The 17,067-nt window shown below is 56.1% G+C and carries 15 protein-coding genes and 1 tRNA gene; 5 read left to right on the forward strand and 11 right to left on the reverse strand.

The features are described 5' to 3' along the window. The first annotated feature begins 58 nt into the window (after positions 1-58). Positions 59-1,876 (forward strand): translational GTPase TypA, encoded by a 1,818-nt coding sequence (gene typA, locus WG622_RS02905; protein WP_339402206.1) that lies wholly within the window; start codon positions 59-61, stop codon positions 1,874-1,876. A gap of 55 nt (positions 1,877-1,931) precedes the next feature. On the opposite strand, the gene WG622_RS02910 is transcribed toward typA, so the two are convergent. The 6 genes from WG622_RS02910 to recA all read right to left on the reverse strand — a co-directional run bounded on the left by WG622_RS02910 (position 1,932) and on the right by recA (position 7,396). Continuing rightward, the gene (locus WG622_RS02910) at positions 1,932-2,321 is read right to left on the reverse strand and encodes a VOC family protein (RefSeq protein WP_339402207.1); all 390 of its coding nucleotides are present in this window, start codon (positions 2,319-2,321) and stop codon (positions 1,932-1,934) included. A gap of 83 nt (positions 2,322-2,404) precedes the next feature. Continuing rightward, positions 2,405-2,692, reverse strand: a complete 288-nt coding sequence (locus WG622_RS02915; protein ID WP_339402208.1) for a DUF1330 domain-containing protein — start codon at positions 2,690-2,692, stop codon at positions 2,405-2,407. After that, entirely contained in the window at positions 2,692-2,979 is a 288-nt protein-coding gene (locus WG622_RS02920; RefSeq protein WP_339402209.1) for a DUF1330 domain-containing protein, read from the reverse strand. Before WG622_RS02920 ends, WG622_RS02915 begins: the two co-directional genes overlap by 1 nt. A gap of 17 nt (positions 2,980-2,996) precedes the next feature. Continuing rightward, a complete protein-coding gene (gene alaS, locus WG622_RS02925) occupies positions 2,997-5,663 on the reverse strand; it encodes an alanine--tRNA ligase (protein ID WP_339402210.1) in 2,667 nt (888 codons plus the stop codon). A 99-nt stretch (positions 5,664-5,762) separates the two neighbouring features. Further along, positions 5,763-6,314 (reverse strand): MOSC domain-containing protein, encoded by a 552-nt coding sequence (locus WG622_RS02930; RefSeq protein WP_339402211.1) that lies wholly within the window; start codon positions 6,312-6,314, stop codon positions 5,763-5,765. A 5-nt stretch (positions 6,315-6,319) separates the two neighbouring features. Beyond that, complete coding sequence (gene recA, locus WG622_RS02935; protein ID WP_339402212.1) at positions 6,320-7,396, reverse strand: recombinase RecA; 1,077 nt, start codon at positions 7,394-7,396, stop codon at positions 6,320-6,322. A gap of 193 nt (positions 7,397-7,589) precedes the next feature. Here recA and WG622_RS02940 point away from each other — a divergent pair, with 193 nt between their 5' ends. Next, positions 7,590-8,195 carry a gamma-glutamyl kinase gene (locus tag WG622_RS02940; protein WP_339402213.1) on the forward strand — a complete coding sequence of 202 codons (606 nt, stop codon included), beginning with the start codon at positions 7,590-7,592 and terminating at the stop codon, positions 8,193-8,195. Here WG622_RS02940 and WG622_RS02945 read toward each other — a convergent pair. Further along, positions 8,166-10,241, reverse strand: coding sequence for an ATP-binding protein (locus WG622_RS02945; protein ID WP_339402214.1), 2,076 nt, complete (start codon positions 10,239-10,241; stop codon positions 8,166-8,168). The two genes, WG622_RS02940 and WG622_RS02945, sit on opposite strands and share 30 nt — an antisense overlap. Between WG622_RS02945 and WG622_RS02950 the strand changes: the two genes are divergently transcribed. After that, positions 10,240-10,590, forward strand: a complete 351-nt coding sequence (locus tag WG622_RS02950) for a hypothetical protein (protein ID WP_339402215.1) — start codon at positions 10,240-10,242, stop codon at positions 10,588-10,590. The two genes, WG622_RS02945 and WG622_RS02950, sit on opposite strands and share 2 nt — an antisense overlap. A gap of 4 nt (positions 10,591-10,594) precedes the next feature. On the opposite strand, the gene WG622_RS02955 is transcribed toward WG622_RS02950, so the two are convergent. The 3 genes from WG622_RS02955 to WG622_RS02965 form a co-directional block, all read right to left on the reverse strand. Further along, complete coding sequence (locus tag WG622_RS02955; protein ID WP_339402216.1) at positions 10,595-11,749, reverse strand: RsmB/NOP family class I SAM-dependent RNA methyltransferase; 1,155 nt, start codon at positions 11,747-11,749, stop codon at positions 10,595-10,597. Then, entirely contained in the window at positions 11,749-13,197 is a 1,449-nt protein-coding gene (guaB, locus tag WG622_RS02960) for an IMP dehydrogenase (protein WP_339402217.1), read from the reverse strand. Before guaB ends, WG622_RS02955 begins: the two co-directional genes overlap by 1 nt. 79 nt (positions 13,198-13,276) lie before the next feature. Continuing rightward, positions 13,277-14,182, reverse strand: coding sequence for a DMT family transporter (locus WG622_RS02965; RefSeq protein ID WP_339402218.1), 906 nt, complete (start codon positions 14,180-14,182; stop codon positions 13,277-13,279). Between the two features lie 263 nt (positions 14,183-14,445). Here WG622_RS02965 and WG622_RS02970 point away from each other — a divergent pair, with 263 nt between their 5' ends. Both WG622_RS02970 and WG622_RS02975 read left to right on the forward strand, forming a co-directional pair. Further along, positions 14,446-16,488 (forward strand): ASKHA domain-containing protein, encoded by a 2,043-nt coding sequence (locus tag WG622_RS02970; RefSeq protein ID WP_339402219.1) that lies wholly within the window; start codon positions 14,446-14,448, stop codon positions 16,486-16,488. Between the two features lie 55 nt (positions 16,489-16,543). Continuing rightward, positions 16,544-16,617: transfer RNA gene (locus WG622_RS02975), tRNA-Gly, on the forward strand. A 19-nt stretch (positions 16,618-16,636) separates the two neighbouring features. Here WG622_RS02975 and WG622_RS02980 read toward each other — a convergent pair. Continuing rightward, positions 16,637-16,927 carry a hypothetical protein gene (locus WG622_RS02980; RefSeq protein WP_339402220.1) on the reverse strand — a complete coding sequence of 97 codons (291 nt, stop codon included), beginning with the start codon at positions 16,925-16,927 and terminating at the stop codon, positions 16,637-16,639. Positions 16,928-17,067 lie beyond the last annotated feature (140 nt).

Consider the following 17,067-nt stretch of genomic DNA (forward strand, 5'->3'; position numbering starts at 1 on the left):
GCTGGTGTTTTCTGCACTGCCGCGTTAAGGGCTGCGCGAACATATCAAGGGCAGACTCATGGATCTCCGCAATATCGCGATCATCGCACACGTTGACCACGGCAAGACCACGCTGGTGGACGAGCTTCTCAAGCAATCTGGCGCGTTTCGCGAGAACCAGGAAGTGGCCGAACGCGCCATGGATTCCAACGAGTTGGAAAAGGAACGCGGCATCACCATCTTCGCGAAACCGACCTCGGTGGAGTGGAAAGGCACGCGGATCAATATCGTGGACACTCCGGGTCACGCGGACTTCGGCGGCGAGGTTGAGCGGATCCTGTCCATGGTCGACGGCGTTGTTCTGCTGGTCGATGCGGCCGAAGGCCCGATGCCTCAAACGAAATTCGTGACCTCCAAAGCCCTCGCGCTGGGTCTGCGCCCAATCGTGGTTCTGAACAAAGTCGACAAACCCGATGCCGAGCCTGACCGCGCGTTGGACGAGTGTTTTGACCTCTTCGCGTCTTTGGATGCAGACGAAGACCAGCTTGATTTCCCGCATCTCTACGCCTCTGGTCGTTCCGGCTGGGCGGATGCGGATCTGGATGGCCCACGCAAAGACCTGCACGCGTTGTTTAACCTTGTGGTCAACCACGTCCCTGCCCCGCGCCAGATCGCGAAACAGGACGATGATTTCCGCATGCTGGCCACCACGCTGGGTTCTGACCCCTTCGTGGGCCGTATCCTGACCGGCCGTGTTGAAAGCGGCAAACTTAAGGTCGGCGCAACCGTTCAGGCGATTTCCCGCATCGGTCAAAAGATCGAGCAATTCCGGGTCACCAAAATCCAAGCCTTCCGTGGTCTGGCCCAGCAAGACATCGAAGAAGCCACTGCAGGCGACATCGTCTCGCTCGCGGGCATGTCCAAAGCGACCGTGGCCGACACGATCTGTGCTTTGGCGGTCGATGAACCGCTAGAAGCGCAACCAATTGATCCACCCACCATCACCGTAACCTTCGGTATCAACGATAGCCCTCTGGCGGGTCGTGACGGCAAAAAGGTCCAATCACGCGTGATCCGTGACCGCCTGATGAAAGAGGCCGAGTCCAACGTCGCGATCAAAATCACCGACACGCCGGGTGGTGAAGCCTTTGAGGTTGCGGGACGCGGCGAACTCCAGATGGGCGTTCTGATTGAAAACATGCGCCGCGAAGGGTTCGAACTGTCAATCTCGCGCCCTCAGGTTCTGATGCGTGAAGAAGACGGTCAGAAAATGGAGCCGATCGAAGAAGTCACCATCGACGTTGATGACGAATATTCCGGTGCGGTGATTGAGAAACTGACCGGTGCGCGCAAGGGCGATCTGGCCGAGATGAAACCGGCTGGCGCAGGCAAAACCCGCATTATCGCGCATGTGCCGTCCCGCGGTCTGATTGGTTATCACGGAGAATTCCTGACCGACACCCGTGGCACAGGCGTTCTGAACCGTGTATTCCATTCCTGGGCCCCTTACAAAGGCGCGATCCCGGGCCGTCGCGCGGGCGTTCTGATCTCGATGGAAAACGGCGTGTCTGTGGCTTATGCTCTCTGGAACCTCGAAGAGCGCGGCAAGATGATGATCGGCGCGCAGGAACAGGTGTATCAGGGCATGATCATTGGTGAGCATAGCCGTGACAATGACCTCGAAGTGAACCCGCTGAAGGGTAAGAAACTGACCAACGTTCGGGCCTCTGGGTCTGATGACGCGGTGCGTTTGACCACGCCGATGAGCCTGTCTTTGGAAGAGGCGATTGCCTATATCAACGACGACGAGCTGGTCGAAGTGACACCGAATGAGGTGCGTCTGCGCAAACGTTATCTGGATCCGCATGAACGCAAGCGGATGTCCAAACAGGTTTAAAGATATGTGGGGGCCAGCCCCCACGCCCCCGGGATATTTCCAGCAAGAGAAAGACTTACGCGTCAGGTTTTCCAACGTGTTGGTCAAATAGGATGGTATTTCCATCGGGGTCGGTCAGCATGAAGCTGGCCGGTCCTGTACCGTTTGCATCAGCGGGCGTTGGGATGTCGATCCCTGCGGCTTGGAGGCGATTTTGAATGTCGCGCACGTCTTCGAAGGTGCCATCCACAGCAGTCGCGTCCTGCCTCCATCCCGGATTGATCGTTAGAATGTTGCCCGCAAACATGCCTTGAAACAGGCCGATCACTGCATCGCCGCTTTTGAGGATCGCATAGTTGTGCTCGCTGCCGTCATGAAAGCTTTCAAAACCGAGTGTTTCGTAGAATTTGATTGAGGCCGCGAGGTCTTTGACCGCGAGGCTGATGGAAAATGCGCCGAGTGACATATCACTGGTCCCCCTTAATTTTCATACTAAGGGGAGCCTATCAGGCGATTTCTGATCTCCTAAGGAGAAAGCGCTGCGTGAGGTTACTCAGACGTTTCCACGACCATGAGTTCGCGTTCAGACGCACCGCGCGCATGGCTCAATGCCTCTTGGTACTCTGGGCTGTGGTAACAGGCGACGGCCGTGTCGACGTCCGGGAATTTAGCGACCACATTGCGCGGGCGTTCTTTGCCCTCAAGCTGCACAAAACGACCCGCGCGGGCGATGAAATGGCCGCCATGTTTGGCAATTGCCGGACCTGCGAGCTCGGCGTATTTGCCGTAGGCCTCAGGGTCAGTAACGGTCACATGAGCAATCCAGAGCGCGGGCATTATTCGTATCCTTCTACAATTACAACGGTGCGGTTCGAGCTACGCAGAGCAATCGGCAGGATCGCCTGATATTCGTCAGATTGGTACCAGGTTTCAGCGACTTCGCGGCTAGGGAACTCGATGATCACATGGCGATCAGGTGCTGGACCTTCGACAACGGATTGAAGCCCGCCTTTGGCCAGAAACCTGCCGCCAACCTTCTTGGCGCTGGCGACAGTTTGTTCGGCGTAGGTCCGGTAATCCTCGCGGTTGGTGACCTCAATCCCTGCGATTACATATGCCACCATCCGAGAATTCCTTTTCGTTAAAGCAGCGCTTCGGCAGCTTTGATCGCGGCCTCAGCATTGCTGGTGTCTTTGGCGCCACCCTGGGCCATGTCCGGACGACCACCGCCGCCTTTGCCACCCAATTCAGCCACCGCAGCCCGTACGATGTCAACGGCGTTCAGATCTTCCGTTAGGTCCTTTGTGACACCTGCTGCAACGGCCGCTTTGCCGTCGGCATCCGCGATCAAAAGAACCGCACCGGATTCGATCCGCGCTTTGTGTTCGTCAATCAGCGCAGGCAGGTCACGACCCGAGACGCCTTGCAACACCTGAGCGATGAATTTCTTGCCATTGATCTCTTTGACCTCCGGACCAGAGCCCTGCCCAGCACCACCTGCCATCGCCAGTTCGCGACGCAGTTGCGCAACTTCGTTTTGCAGGGCCTTGCGTTCATCCATCAGAGATTTCACGCGATCCAAGGCATCTGTTGGCTGCGCCTTGAGCAGACCAAGAATGTCGCCAAGGCTGGCGGCTTCAGCCTGCGAATGCGCTACAGCCGCAGCGCCTGTCAGTGCCTCGATCCGACGGACGCCCGCAGAGGATGCGCTGTCGCCCAGGATCACCAATGCCCCTATGTCACCGGTCTGTTTGACGTGCGTGCCGCCGCAAAGCTCCAAGGAATATGTGTTTCCGTCCAGACCTTTACCCGTATCGGCGCGACCCATGGACACGACGCGCACTTCGTCGCCATACTTCTCACCAAAGAGCGCCTGTGCGCCAATTTCACGAGCGTCATCCGGGGTCATGATGCGGGTTTCAACTGGCGTGTTTTGGCGAATATAGGCATTCACTTCATCGGCCACTTGGGTCAGCTCAGCCGCGGACAGTGCCTTTGTATGGCTAAAGTCAAACCGCAGACGATCTTCGGCATTCAAGGAGCCACGCTGCGCCACATGTTCACCAAGCGCATTGCGCAGAGCCTCGTGCAACAGGTGCGTAGCCGAGTGGTTTGCGCGGATTGCGGTGCGGCGCGCGTGATCCACTTCAAGCTCAACTGGATCTCCTTTGGTCACAGTGCCTTTTTCAACCAAAACTTTGTGGGCATAGACCTTACCGTCCGCAAATTTGCGCGTGTCTTGCACCAAGGAAACATAATCGCGGTTGTCCAGACGACGGATCACACCAGTGTCACCAACCTGACCACCGGATTCCCCATAAAACGGCGTCTGGTTCACAATCACCCAGCCGATTTGATCCGCTTGCAGCGCATCAACGACATTGCCGTCTTGCACCAGAGCCACAACCTGCCCCTCGGCCTTTTCGGTATCATAGCCAAGGAAATCCGTCGCGCCTGCTGTATCCAGCACGTCAAACCAGACCGTATTGTCCGCAGCCTCGCCAGAACCTGCCCAAGCGGCACGGGCCTTGGCTTTCTGCTCTTCCATCGCGGCGTCAAAGCCATCGGTATCAACCTCACGACCCTTCTCGCGCAACGCATCCTGCGTCAGATCGAGCGGGAAGCCATAGGTGTCATAGAGCTTGAAAGCAGCGTCGCCGGACAGTGGCGCGCCCTCTTCCAGGCCATCCAACTCGTCATCAAGCAGCTTGAGGCCGCGATCCAAAGTCTGCTTGAAACGGGTTTCTTCCAGTTTCAGCGTTTCTTCGATCAGCGCTTGCGCCTGAGTGAGCTCGGGGTAAGCCGCGCCCATCTGCTGCACCAAAGCTGGCACCAAACGGTGCATCACAGGATCCTTTGCCCCGAGCAAATGCGCGTGGCGCATCGCGCGACGCATAATGCGGCGCAGGACATAGCCGCGACCATCGTTGGACGGCATCACACCGTCCGAAATCAGGAAGGACGTGGAGCGCAGGTGGTCTGCAATCACGCGGTGATGCACGTTCTTGTCGCCATATGGATCAACTGATGTGGCATCCGCCGACGCTTCGATCAACGACTTCATCAGATCGGTGTCATAGTTGTCATGGCTGCCCTGCAGCAGCGCGCCGATCCGTTCCAGCCCCATGCCGGTATCGATAGACTGCATGTCCAGCGCCTTCATCGAGCCGTCTTCGAACTGTTCGTTCTGCATGAAAACTACGTTCCAGATCTCGATGAAACGATCACCGTCCTCTTCCGGGCTACCGGGAGGGCCTCCCCAGATGTGATCCCCATGATCGTAGAAAATCTCAGTACACGGACCACACGGACCAGTCGGCCCCATCTGCCAGAAGTTATCCGAGGTCGCGATACGGATGATCCGATCCTCTGGCACGCCAACTTTCCTCCAGATTTCAAAGGCTTCGTCGTCGGTGTGGTAAATCGTGGTATAGAGTTTGTCCTTCGGGATATCGAACTCTTTGGTGATCAATTCCCAGGCAAACGGGATCGCGTCATCCTTGAAGTAATCACCGAAAGAGAAGTTCCCGAGCATCTCGAAAAACGTATGGTGCCGCGCGGTGTAGCCGACGTTGTCCAGATCGTTGTGCTTACCACCTGCGCGCACGCATTTCTGCGAGGTCGTCGCGCGTTGATAGTCGCGGGTTTCCACACCAGTAAACAGGTTCTTAAACTGAACCATGCCCGAATTTGTGAACATCAAAGTCGGGTCGTTTCTGGGCACCAATGGGCTTGAGGGCACGATCTCGTGGCCCTGTTTGGCGAAATAGTTCAGAAAGGTCGACCGGATGTCGTTCAAGCTTGGCATGGGTAGGCTCTTTTAAGGTGTTTCACACGTCAAAAGTGGGTTTATCCTTAGCCAAACAAGGTGTCCACAGGCGAGTGGACTGTTTTGCGCATCAAGTATTTATGCGGTGAGTTTTTTCACGATATCTCCGTTACGAATGACACCGTTGCTTTCAATCGAACAGAGAATGCCGCGAAGGCGATATTTCACGTTTTCAGGATCATTGATCCAATCAAAACTCTCGCGCCCATAGCGAACTTTCCACTTTGCGCAGCCGGTATTGAACTCCTCGGACACCTTAAGGACCACATCGCCGACCTGTAGACGTTGCCCGACAGGCAGGTTTTCATAACTTAGGTCCATATCCAGAATGAACGTATCGCCCGGATGCGCAACATTCTCGCGATCGCGCCACACGGCATCCAATACACGGCTGTTCAGAATGCAGACCTGAATCTGAGGGTCCGGACTACCATCTGGTAGCTTCAACCAAGGCTGCGTTGCCCAACGCTCGCCTGGAATGCCATTTTCTCTGGTGAATTTCATCTGTTCCGGAAAGGCACGTTGATTTCGACCAGGCCGGGAACACAACATAGAAACGGCCGCCCCATCTTTTGGAGCGGCCAAAATCTCAGGCAAGAGGTCATCAAGCTCTGATCGGGTGATATGCACTTGGGCTATCCTTCAAGCAACTCGTCGTCACCTTTTTCACCCTCAGGCATATCAAAATCAAGCCCATGTGCAGCTCGGATCTTATCTTCGATCTCAAGCGCGATCTTTGGGTTTTCCTTTAGGAAGGTCTTCGCGTTCTCGCGCCCCTGCCCGATCCGCTCGTCTCCATAGCTGAACCAACTGCCAGACTTCGCGACCACGCCAGCTTTGTTACCCAGATCTAGCAGCTCGCCCATCTTGGAAATGCCTTCGCCATACATGATGTCGAATTCTACCTGCTTGAACGGAGGCGCAACCTTGTTCTTCACAACTTTCACGCGCGTCGCGTTTCCGACGACCTCATCACGGTCTTTCAGGGCGCCGATGCGGCGGATGTCCAAACGCACCGAACTATAGAATTTCAGCGCGTTACCTCCGGTGGTCGTCTCTGGGCTGCCAAACATGACGCCAATCTTCATGCGGATCTGGTTAATAAAGATCACCATGCAGTTTGACCGCGCGATCGAACCCGTCAGCTTCCGCATCGCCTGGCTCATCAGACGCGCCTGGACACCCACGCTGCTGTCGCCCATGTCGCCCTCAAGCTCGGACTTAGGTGTCAGGGCCGCAACAGAGTCTACGACGACCATATTCACGGCACCAGACCGCACCAAAGTGTCTGTGATTTCAAGCGCCTGCTCACCGGTATCTGGCTGAGAAATCAGCAATTCATCGAGGTCCACACCCAGCTTGCGGGCATATTGTGGATCCAACGCGTGTTCGGCGTCCACAAAGGCACAAACGCCGCCTTTTTTCTGTTCCTCAGCAATACAATGCAGGGTTAGCGTCGTCTTACCCGAGCTTTCAGGACCATAGATCTCAATGATCCGACCCTTAGGCAGGCCGCCAATGCCCAAAGCGATATCAAGGCCCAAGGAACCGGTCGAGGTCGCCTCAATCTCTTGGATCGCATTGCCCTCGCCGAGCTTCATAATCGAGCCCTTGCCGAATTGGCGTTCAATCTGCGCCAAAGCGCTGTCCAGCGCCTTTTGCTTGTCGTTGGAAGTCTTGCTGCTCATGTTCAGTAAATCTGCCGTTGCCATTGGTTCACTTCCTTATTCCACACCCAGACTTGGGCGGCAATGATTGCCTGTGTTCTCTTCTTGTTCTCGCCTTTATGAGATCAAAACAAGAACATTTCAAGAAAATAATTTCAATTCTACTTTTTATGATCTGGGTTAAGGGTTAGTTTACAGGATAGATAAAACACTCGAAATCGAGGCATGAGACGAGTAAATGCTTGTTTTCTGGAAAGAAAAACTGGTGATCCTAGCGGTCCCCAAGACCGGCACGACGGCATTGGCCAAGGCTTTGGGGTCGTCTGCCGACATCATCATCAATGATCCTCCGGAACTCAAGCACGCGCCGCTCTATCGTTACAATCGGTTTTTCAGGCCGATGTTTGAGAAAGCATGCAAACAAGAGCACATGGATGTGATGGCGATCATGCGCGAGCCCGTCAGTTGGTTGGGAAGTTGGTATCGCTATCGGCAGAGAGATTTTCTGGACGGGAAACCCACCTCTACTCGTGGGATCAGTTTCGACGAATTTGTTCAGGCTTATCTTTCCGACGACCGCCCGCCTTTTGCCAACGTCGGAAGCCAAGCCAAGTTTCTGGAGCCTCGTCCCAATGGAACGCAAGTTTCCCATCTTTTTCGATATGAAGATCCCGCTCGGATGTTGGCTTTTCTCAGCGAGCGTTTAGGTCGCGAAATTTCTTTGGATCAGGTGAATGTGTCTTCACAGGCCGACCTGACGCTTTCGGCAGAGACACGAACCAGACTTCAAACCGTTCTTTCCGCAGATTTTTCGCTATACGAGTCCCTCAACGACCCGATTTAACTGTTTGTCAACAGTGGCCGTCAGCTGCGCCAGTGAAAACGGCTTTGGCAGAAAGGTCGAATTTTCGATACTCAGCCTGTTTTCACTGAATTTCCCATCTGCGTAGCCTGAGACAAAAATGACCGGCGTGTCTGACCGTTCGGCGCGCGCCTTTTTCACCCAGCTTGGACCGTCCAATCCAGGCATAATGACATCCGTCACGATAAGGTCGATCCTTAATTCCTTGTCTTCAAGAATCTTCAACGCCTCTGTCGCGGCCCCTGCTTCAAGAACAGTAAGCCCCTTGATCCGAAGTGCGCGCGCCGCAAAAGCCCGCACCGGTGCCTCGTCTTCGACCAAGAGAACGGTGCCCGCAACGGCAGGCGACAATGCGAGTGGTAGCTCTGTGGCCTCCTCGGTTGTGAGTTGCACCTCCGGGGATACGGCGGGGAACAAGAGCCTGAAAGTGGTTCCTTCGCCGACAACACTATCGACAAAAATAAATCCCCCGGACTGTTTTACGATTCCATAGACCGTTGAAAGGCCAAGGCCCGTGCCCTCACCAACTGGCTTCGAGGTGTAGAAGGGCTCAAACACCTGTTGAAGCTTGTGCTCTGGGATCCCTACACCTGTGTCACGCACCTCGACACTGACATATTCTCCGACTGGTACGGTTGCGCGATCCCGAACAAGTGCACTATCCAGATTGAGATTTTCGGTTTCGATAGTGATGACCCCGCCCCCTTCCATCGCATCGCGTGCGTTGACCACGAGGTTCATGATCACCTGTTCAAACTGCTGTCGATCCACACGGATAGCGTTCAAGCCATCGCCAATCACGACGTCCAGCCGATAGTTGTCCCCCACCAACCGGTTCAAAAGGTGGGTCAAATCGGCCAGAGTCTGTTCCAGATGGCTAACCTCAGGCTGCAATGTTTGTTTGCGCGAAAATGCCAGCAATTGACCAACGAGGCTGGCCGCCCGGTTCGCGTTCTGAGATATTTGTGTCAGATCCGCGAATGCCTCGTCACCCTTGTCGTGACGCAAAAGCAAAAGATCGCAATGCCCCGTTATGGCTGTCAAAAGATTATTGAAGTCATGCGCAACACCGCCCGCAAGCTGTCCAATTGCCTGCATTTTCTGACTTTGTACGAATTGCGCCTCAAGCGTCTTTAGTTCGGTCGCATCATTGAGAACAGCATAAAGAGCCCCTCCGTCGCTATCTGTCATTTGGCCAAGCGTAACCTGCAGGAAGGCTTCAAGCGTCTCTGTCTTTAAGCGTAAGAATTCGGTGGACGTATCCGACCTGCCTTCAGACACTTCTTTAAGCCAATCCTCGAGTGGCCGGCCCAAACCTTCAAACAGGTCCCGAATTCCTGTGCCCTCTAGGGTATCCACATTTATCAAACCACGGGCAGCGCGATTGGCCTGCAGGATCTCTCCGTCGCAGTTGAGTTTTAGCGTCGCGACCGGAAGATCTTCGAACGTCAACGAAATGTAGCCTTTGGCAGCTTCATGTGCGGGCAAGATGCAGATCTCTTTCCGCACGCGCGTGTCACCAATTGTCTGAAGAAAACACGGCAGAAGACCGCTCTTGGTTCGCAACGTGTTAATGCTGCCGAAATAGGGTGCGTCATCCACAAGTATCTCGGACAATTGCGCAAGCCGATCACCGAACAAACCTCGCGCGGCCGAGTTCATAAACAAAATCGATCCATTCCGCCCCACCGTGATTAGCGGCACAGAATGGTCCTCTGGGACAGCAGGAGTAGCGACGCTGCGTCCGGTCACTTCCCACAAAAAGAGGTTCTTTTCGATGTGCGTAACACAGAGATCGGTCATCCCCTTTCGCGTGACCAATGTTTCCGTGGCGTGTTGCTTTAAGCGTGCGGCGTCATGCAGCCGGCTCAGCGTGTCTTGCGCATCCACGATAAAGACGCTCAGCACCTTGATCAGATTGGATTCGATAAGGCCATCGACCCGTGCGGCGTCGTTGCGATAGAAAACCTCCCCATCCGAGGACACCAAAAATTTCTTTTCTGAATCTTTGGCGATGACCGCTTGCATGCGCTGCGCAAGCCCTTTCGCAGTGTTGCGCTTTAATCTGGCGTATCCCCATAGAACGACCGGCAAGGCCAAAAGACCGGCCGCGATGCTGACGGCGAAGACCTTCAAAACCAAGACCTCGACGAAAAAACTAGATAGTGCCGCGATGAGCGCAAGTGACAGTATCACTTTGGTCCACGGCTGCGACCGGTCAGCCCCCTGTCCCGGCGGTGCAATGTTTTGTAAAATCAATACGAAGCCCTGCATTCATCTGCTTTCTCATCATGAAATTGCCGCAGAAATTCTTTACGAAGCCTTAAGCGCCTCGATTAAAATCGATCAATTGCTACAGAAAAAGGTAAAGCTCTGAGAAATCAGAGTTTTTGTAATACAGCCGCAAAAAAACCGTCACAGTTTTGGAGCGGTGTCCACTGGGTCTGAGCTTGAATGCTCCATTCGGGATGTGTTCTCAAAAAGGCTGCTACCTGTTCTGTATTTTCTGAGTGGCACATAGAACACGTGGCATACACCAGCGTTCCATCAGACGTGACCAAGTGGCTCGCCTGATCCAGAATCTCAGCCTGGAGCTTTAAAAGCTCTTCAAAGTCTTGGCGCGTCATCCGCCATTTTCCATCCGGATCACGGCGCCAGGACCCGCTACCAGAACAGGGCACGTCGCAAAAAACAAGATCGAAGGGCTTTGCGGAATTTAGGTCATCAGAGGCTAATATATGCGCTTTATGCCCTGCACGTTTGGCGCGGACGGGCAGATCCTGCATCCGAAGCGGGATCGCATCATGGGCGCAAAACGTTCCTTCAACGCGCGCGGCCATCGCCAAGAGTTTACCCCCACCGCCGGCGCAATAATCAAGCACGCGCATACCATTGCGCAGAGGCAAAGCCTCGATGGCGGCCTGACTGGAGGCATCCTGCAATTCGACAAGTCCACTTTGGTAAGCAGCGGATTGTGCAATCTGGCGCGCGCCTTTTACGACGGTCAATGCAGTGTCGCTGGCCGGGTGGGGTTCTGTTTCGATGCTTTGTTGCCTTAGGGTCTCAATGGCCGTTGGGCGATCCGTTTTACGCAGGTTACAGCGCAAGATAACAGGTGCACGCTCTTTGAGTTTGGCCTCAACCAACTCAAAATCTTCGCCCAACGTTTGACGCAACTCTGGTATCGCCCACTCTGGAAGATCATTCCCCACGACAGCTTTGTCACTCGGTCGCTCTGCAGGTTGCAGCTTGTCAGGTCCATAGCCGTCGCCTGCAAAAAGCGCATCCAGATCCTGATCTTGCAACGTTAGTAGCCCGATCATCAGAGATCGCCCGGTCAGCCCTTTTCCGACCTGCGCACAGCTATTGCGACGGCGCAGAACATCATAGACATGATCCCGAATGGCCGCACGGTCCTTGGATCCGGCAAACCGAGATCGGCGCGCCCAAGCGGTTAAGGCGCGCTCGGCTGGCGCGCCCTCAAGGATCTCATCAAGGATCTCAATTGCTGCCTGAACGCGGGCCGCCGGACGCATCAGCCGATCCGGTAGTTCGGGCTCTCGCGGGTGATCTGCACGTCGTGCACGTGGCTTTCCTTGAGCCCCGCACCGGTGATCTTCACGAAGTTGCAGTTCTTGCGCATCTCTTCGACGGTCGCGTTGCCCGTATAGCCCATTGCTGCGCGCAAGCCACCCACGAGTTGGTGGATCACAGCACCTGCAGAGCCCTTATAGGGCACCTGCCCTTCGATGCCTTCCGGCACCAGCTTGTCGCTTGCGGCATCTTTCTGGAAATAGCGATCAGCCGAGCCGCGCGCCATGGCGCCGAGGCTGCCCATACCGCGATAGGATTTGAACGACCGCCCATTATAAAGGATCACTTCGCCCGGAGATTCATCCGTGCCCGCAATCATTGAGCCAACCATGGCACATGACGCCCCTGCCGCGATGGCTTTGGCGAAATCACCCGAGAATTTGATGCCGCCGTCAGCGATCACAGGCGTGTCGCCCGCCGCCCGGGCACAATCCATAACGGCTGAAAGCTGAGGCACACCCACGCCTGCCACCATCCGCGTGGTACAGATCGAGCCCGGTCCGATGCCAACTTTCACCGCATCAGCCCCCGCATCGATCAGTGCACGGGTCGCGTCATAGGTCGCGACATTACCTGCGATCACCTGCACTTGGTTGCTCTCGCGCTTGATGCGCTGCACAGCTTCGATCACGCCCGCAGAATGGCCATGCGCCGTATCCACGACCACAATGTCCACTCCGGCATCAATCAGCTGCTCAGACCGCGCGAAGCCACTGTCGCCAACCGACGAAGCAGCTGCCACGCGGAGACGTCCGAGATCGTCCTTACAGGCCGTTGGGTTCAGAACTGCCTGTTCTGTGTCTTTCAGTGTGAGCAAGCCGGTCAGCTTGCCAGCCCCATCTACCACCAAGAGTTTCTCGATCCGACGCGCCTTCATGAGGCTCTTGGCTTCTTCGAGATCCGCAGGTTCCTGCAACATCGCCAGATTGTCCGAGGTCATCATGACGGATACTGGCGTGTCATCCGAAGTTGCGAAACGCATATCGCGGTTGGTCACGATGCCGACCACCTTGCCCGCATCATCCACGACAGGGAACCCAGTAACACGATAGCGCTCTTGCAGGGCTTTCGCGTCCGCCAGCGTTTGATCGGCCTTTAGCGTGATCGGGTTATACACGATCCCCGATTCAAAGCGTTTCACCCGGCGGACCTGTTTGGATTGCTCTTCCACATCAAGGTTCTTGTGTATAACCCCCATGCCGCCTGCCTGCGCCATAGCAATCGCCATTTTCGCCTCGGTGACCGTGTCCATGGCAGAACTCAGCAGCGGGATATTCAGAGCGATGGATTTCGTCACCCAAGTGCGTGTGTCCGCCGTTGTCGGCAGCACCTCAGAGGCGCCGGGGACCAGCAAAACATCGTCAAAGGTAAGGGCCTCACGAATCTCCATCACACATCTCCTTGGGTGGGGTCGTTTGGCGCTTCTCTATTTCACTTATCGGTCAAAGAGGAAACCCCAAATCCGCCACTTATGCAGGGGTTTGACGCGATTTCAGCAGGGAATAAATTGGCTCAAGCGCCCCGGCGGCTGTGATCACCACGACACCGAGTGCTTCACGCAGGCCAAAAGGCTCTCCGGCCCAGATCGCGGCGGTGATCGCGCCAACGCTGACTTCGGTCATAAAGAGGATGCCAATGAGGCCCGGGCTGATCACGCTTGCCCCCCACATCAGCGCAAAGGCGGGTGGGATAATCAGGACGACGGCGACCGGGATCATCCAATAGAGCACCGAGACGATTGCGGTTATCGATGGCGCCGCGCCTGCGCCCTCCAGAGGCAGCAGTGTCATGGCCAAGGCCACAAAACTGCTCATCACAAAGAAGGTTAGCGCGAAATCCACGCCCTTTCCCCGCCCCGCAGCTTTAATGCGCACGGCCGCAAAGGCCCAGATGATACCCGACGCCAAGCCCATCCAATCGCCGACATTCATGCGGATCTGGAAGTTCTCTTCAAAGCGGATGATCAAACAGAGGCCCATCAACGCGAGCACAATCGTCAAAAGGCGCACCTTTGTGATCGGTTCGTTTTGGGTGAAACGCGCCAGCAACGTGCTCCAGAGCGGCGTCAGATAGAACAACAACAAAGCGCGCACCACATCGGTGAAGATCAGCGCGCCGGAGTAAAGCACCAAAGAGACCCCGGCCAAAGCGCCTCCGATCGCAAGAGACATGCCGCCGTTCAAGATCGAGCGCGCCCGGTAAAGAATAAGGGGCAGCAACAACGCCGTGGGCAAGACTTGGAACACAACCACCGCCCAAACACCCGAAATCCCAACGTGCTCAAGCGCACGCAGCGGGATCCAAAACACGCCCCACAACACACCCGAGATGGCGATTGCGATCATGGCAATGGTCTCGGCGCGATGTGAGGTCATGACGGGCGGCTCTAGACTGTTGTAGATTCGTTTCTCTGGAAACATCGCAAACCGGACAAATTTTGGGACTCACAATCCGCCCGAGATCCGTTTGGATGCGACATTAGCCGCAATTTCTACGTAGTTTCGCGCCTCCGCGCTAAAATTATGCATTTTATATGCCAATTAACGCCGCTCTATGTCGCGAAAATGGCGTTTGTCGCCTTTCCCTTTGCGACAATCCTCCTATTGTTGCCTCACGACTTAGACTGACAGGTATCCTCATGAGCTCTGACCCACTCGTCATCTTCACCCCTTCGGGTAAACGCGGCAACTTCCCTGTAGGCACTCCGGTCCTTACGGCAGCGCGCCAATTGGGCGTCGATCTGGACTCGGTCTGCGGCGGCCGCGGGATCTGTTCGAAATGTCAGGTGACGCCCTCGGTCGGAGAATTCCCGAAACACGGGGTGACCGTCTCTGAAGACGCGCTGAGCGAATGGAACGCGGTTGAAGAACGCTACAAGAGCAAACGCGGATTGATCGATGGCCGTCGCCTGGGCTGTCAGGCGACCGTGCAAGGCGACGTGGTCATCGATGTGCCGCCGGAAAGTCAGGTCCACAAACAGGTGGTGCGCAAACGTGCCGAGGCGCGGGATATCACCATGAACCCGTCGACCCGACTTTACTATGTCGAGGTTGAAGAACCCGACATGCACAAGCCCTCGGGAGATCTGCAACGCCTCTATGAAGCTCTGAAAAATCAATGGGATGTGGACGTTCAACGGGTTGAGATGAACATCCTGCAGGACGTGCAGAAAGTGCTGCGCCAAGGGCAATGGAAAGTGACCGTGGCCGTGCATCTGGGCGACCATCTACGCCGTCCCAAGATCATGCATGTCTGGCCCGGCTTCTATGAGGGCACGATCTATGGCCTCGCGGTCGACCTTGGCTCCACCACCATTGCCGCGCACCTCTGTGATCTGAAATCCGGCGAGGTCATCGCCTCCTCGGGCCTGATGAACCCGCAAATCCGCTTCGGCGAAGACCTCATGAGCCGCGTCAGCTATTCCATGATGAACGAAGGCGGAGATCTGGAAATGACCCGCGCGGTCCGCGAGGGAATGAACGCGCTGTTTGTTCAGCTGGCGGCAGAGGCTGGTGTCGACAAGGCGCTGATCGTGGATGCGGTCTTTGTTTGCAACCCGGTCATGCACCACCTCTTCCTCGGTATCGACCCGTTCGAGCTTGGCCAAGCGCCCTTTGCGCTGGCGACCAATGAGAGCATTTCCTTGTCTGCCCATGAGCTGGACCTGAATATTCACCCCTCGGCGCGTATTTACCTCTTGCCCTGTATCGCAGGTCACGTCGGCGCGGATGCGGCAGCGGTCGCCCTTTCTGAGGCCCCCGACAAGTCCGAAGAGCTGGTGCTTGTCGTCGACGTGGGCACCAACGCCGAAATCCTCTTGGGCAATACAGACAAGGTCCTCGCCTGCTCGTCCCCAACGGGCCCAGCTTTTGAAGGCGCGCAGATTTCCTCAGGCCAACGCGCGGCCCCCGGTGCCATCGAAAAGGTCGAAATCAACCCCGAGACCAAGGAACCCCGTTTCCGCGTCATCGGCTCTGAGATCTGGTCGGATGAAGACGGCTTCTCTGAGGCGATCGCGACCACCGGCATCACCGGCATCTGCGGCTCTGGCATCATCGAAGTCATCGCCGAAATGCGCATCGCGGGCATTTTGGATGCGTCAGGCCTCATCGGGTCGGCCGAACAAACCGGATCCGCCCGCTGCATCGCCGATGGGCGCACCAACGCTTACCTCCTGTGGGATGGCTCTGCTGACGGAGGCCCAACCATCACGGTCACCAACCCCGACATCCGCGCGATCCAGATGGCGAAGGCTGCGCTTTACTCCGGTGCGCGCCTCTTGATGGACAAATTCGGCGTCGACACCGTAGACCGCGTGACCCTCGCCGGGGCCTTCGGCGCCCATATCTCGGCCAAACACGCGATGGTTCTGGGCATGATCCCCGATTGCACCATCGACAAGGTCACAAGCGCCGGCAACGCCGCAGGCACAGGCGCACGCATCGCCTTGCTGAACACCGACGCGCGCCGCGAAATCGAAGAAACCGTCCGCAAGATCGAGAAGATCGAAACCGCTGTAGAGCCCCGTTTCCAAGAGCATTTTGTCAATGCTTCAGCGATCCCCAACAGCGTAGAGCCCTTCCCGATCCTTGAGAGCATCGTCGACCTGCCTGCCGTCAGCTTCAACACCGGTGGCGACAAAGAAGCCGCTGGCGGACGCCGTCGCCGTCGTCGCGGATAGCGCACCAGATCCGCTTGACGCCCCGCGCGTCAGGCGGTACCCCCGAAGATATCGAGCGGGTATGGTGAAAAGGTATCACACGAGCTTCCCAAGCTCTGGTTACGGGTTCGATTCCCGTTACCCGCTCCAAGCCTGCAGAAATCTGATCTCAGCGCGCAATTCCACCCACAGATGCCAATGGTTTGCGCTTACAAAAATCGTAGGTGGCGATATAGCTCTCGTTTCGACGACTATAGGCAATCCCTGCGTCGCACCCCATTGACCCGTCAAAGTAGCGTGTCACACCCGCAGCCCCCGCAATCGCACCAGTTTGTTTGGACGACAAGACTCGCAGGCTAAGACCTGCGCGCGATTGCGCGTCAGACGATCCTCCGGAACTTACCGGACCGATCACCCAGGACACACCTGCAAAGAACGTGGGATCGAAATCGTCCGCCAAGCGGAGCCCCTGGGCCTGCGACGTCCCTGCGGACAAAATAAGACAAGAAATGACAGCAAGTTTTCTCATGACAAACTCACGTAAAAAGATGCGCCCACACTGGCAAATCCTGCGCGAGATCATGGAACTTTCGAGTAACG

The organism is Cognatishimia coralii (assembly GCF_037478305.1).
In the GTDB taxonomy this organism is placed as follows: domain Bacteria; phylum Pseudomonadota; class Alphaproteobacteria; order Rhodobacterales; family Rhodobacteraceae; genus Cognatishimia; species Cognatishimia coralii.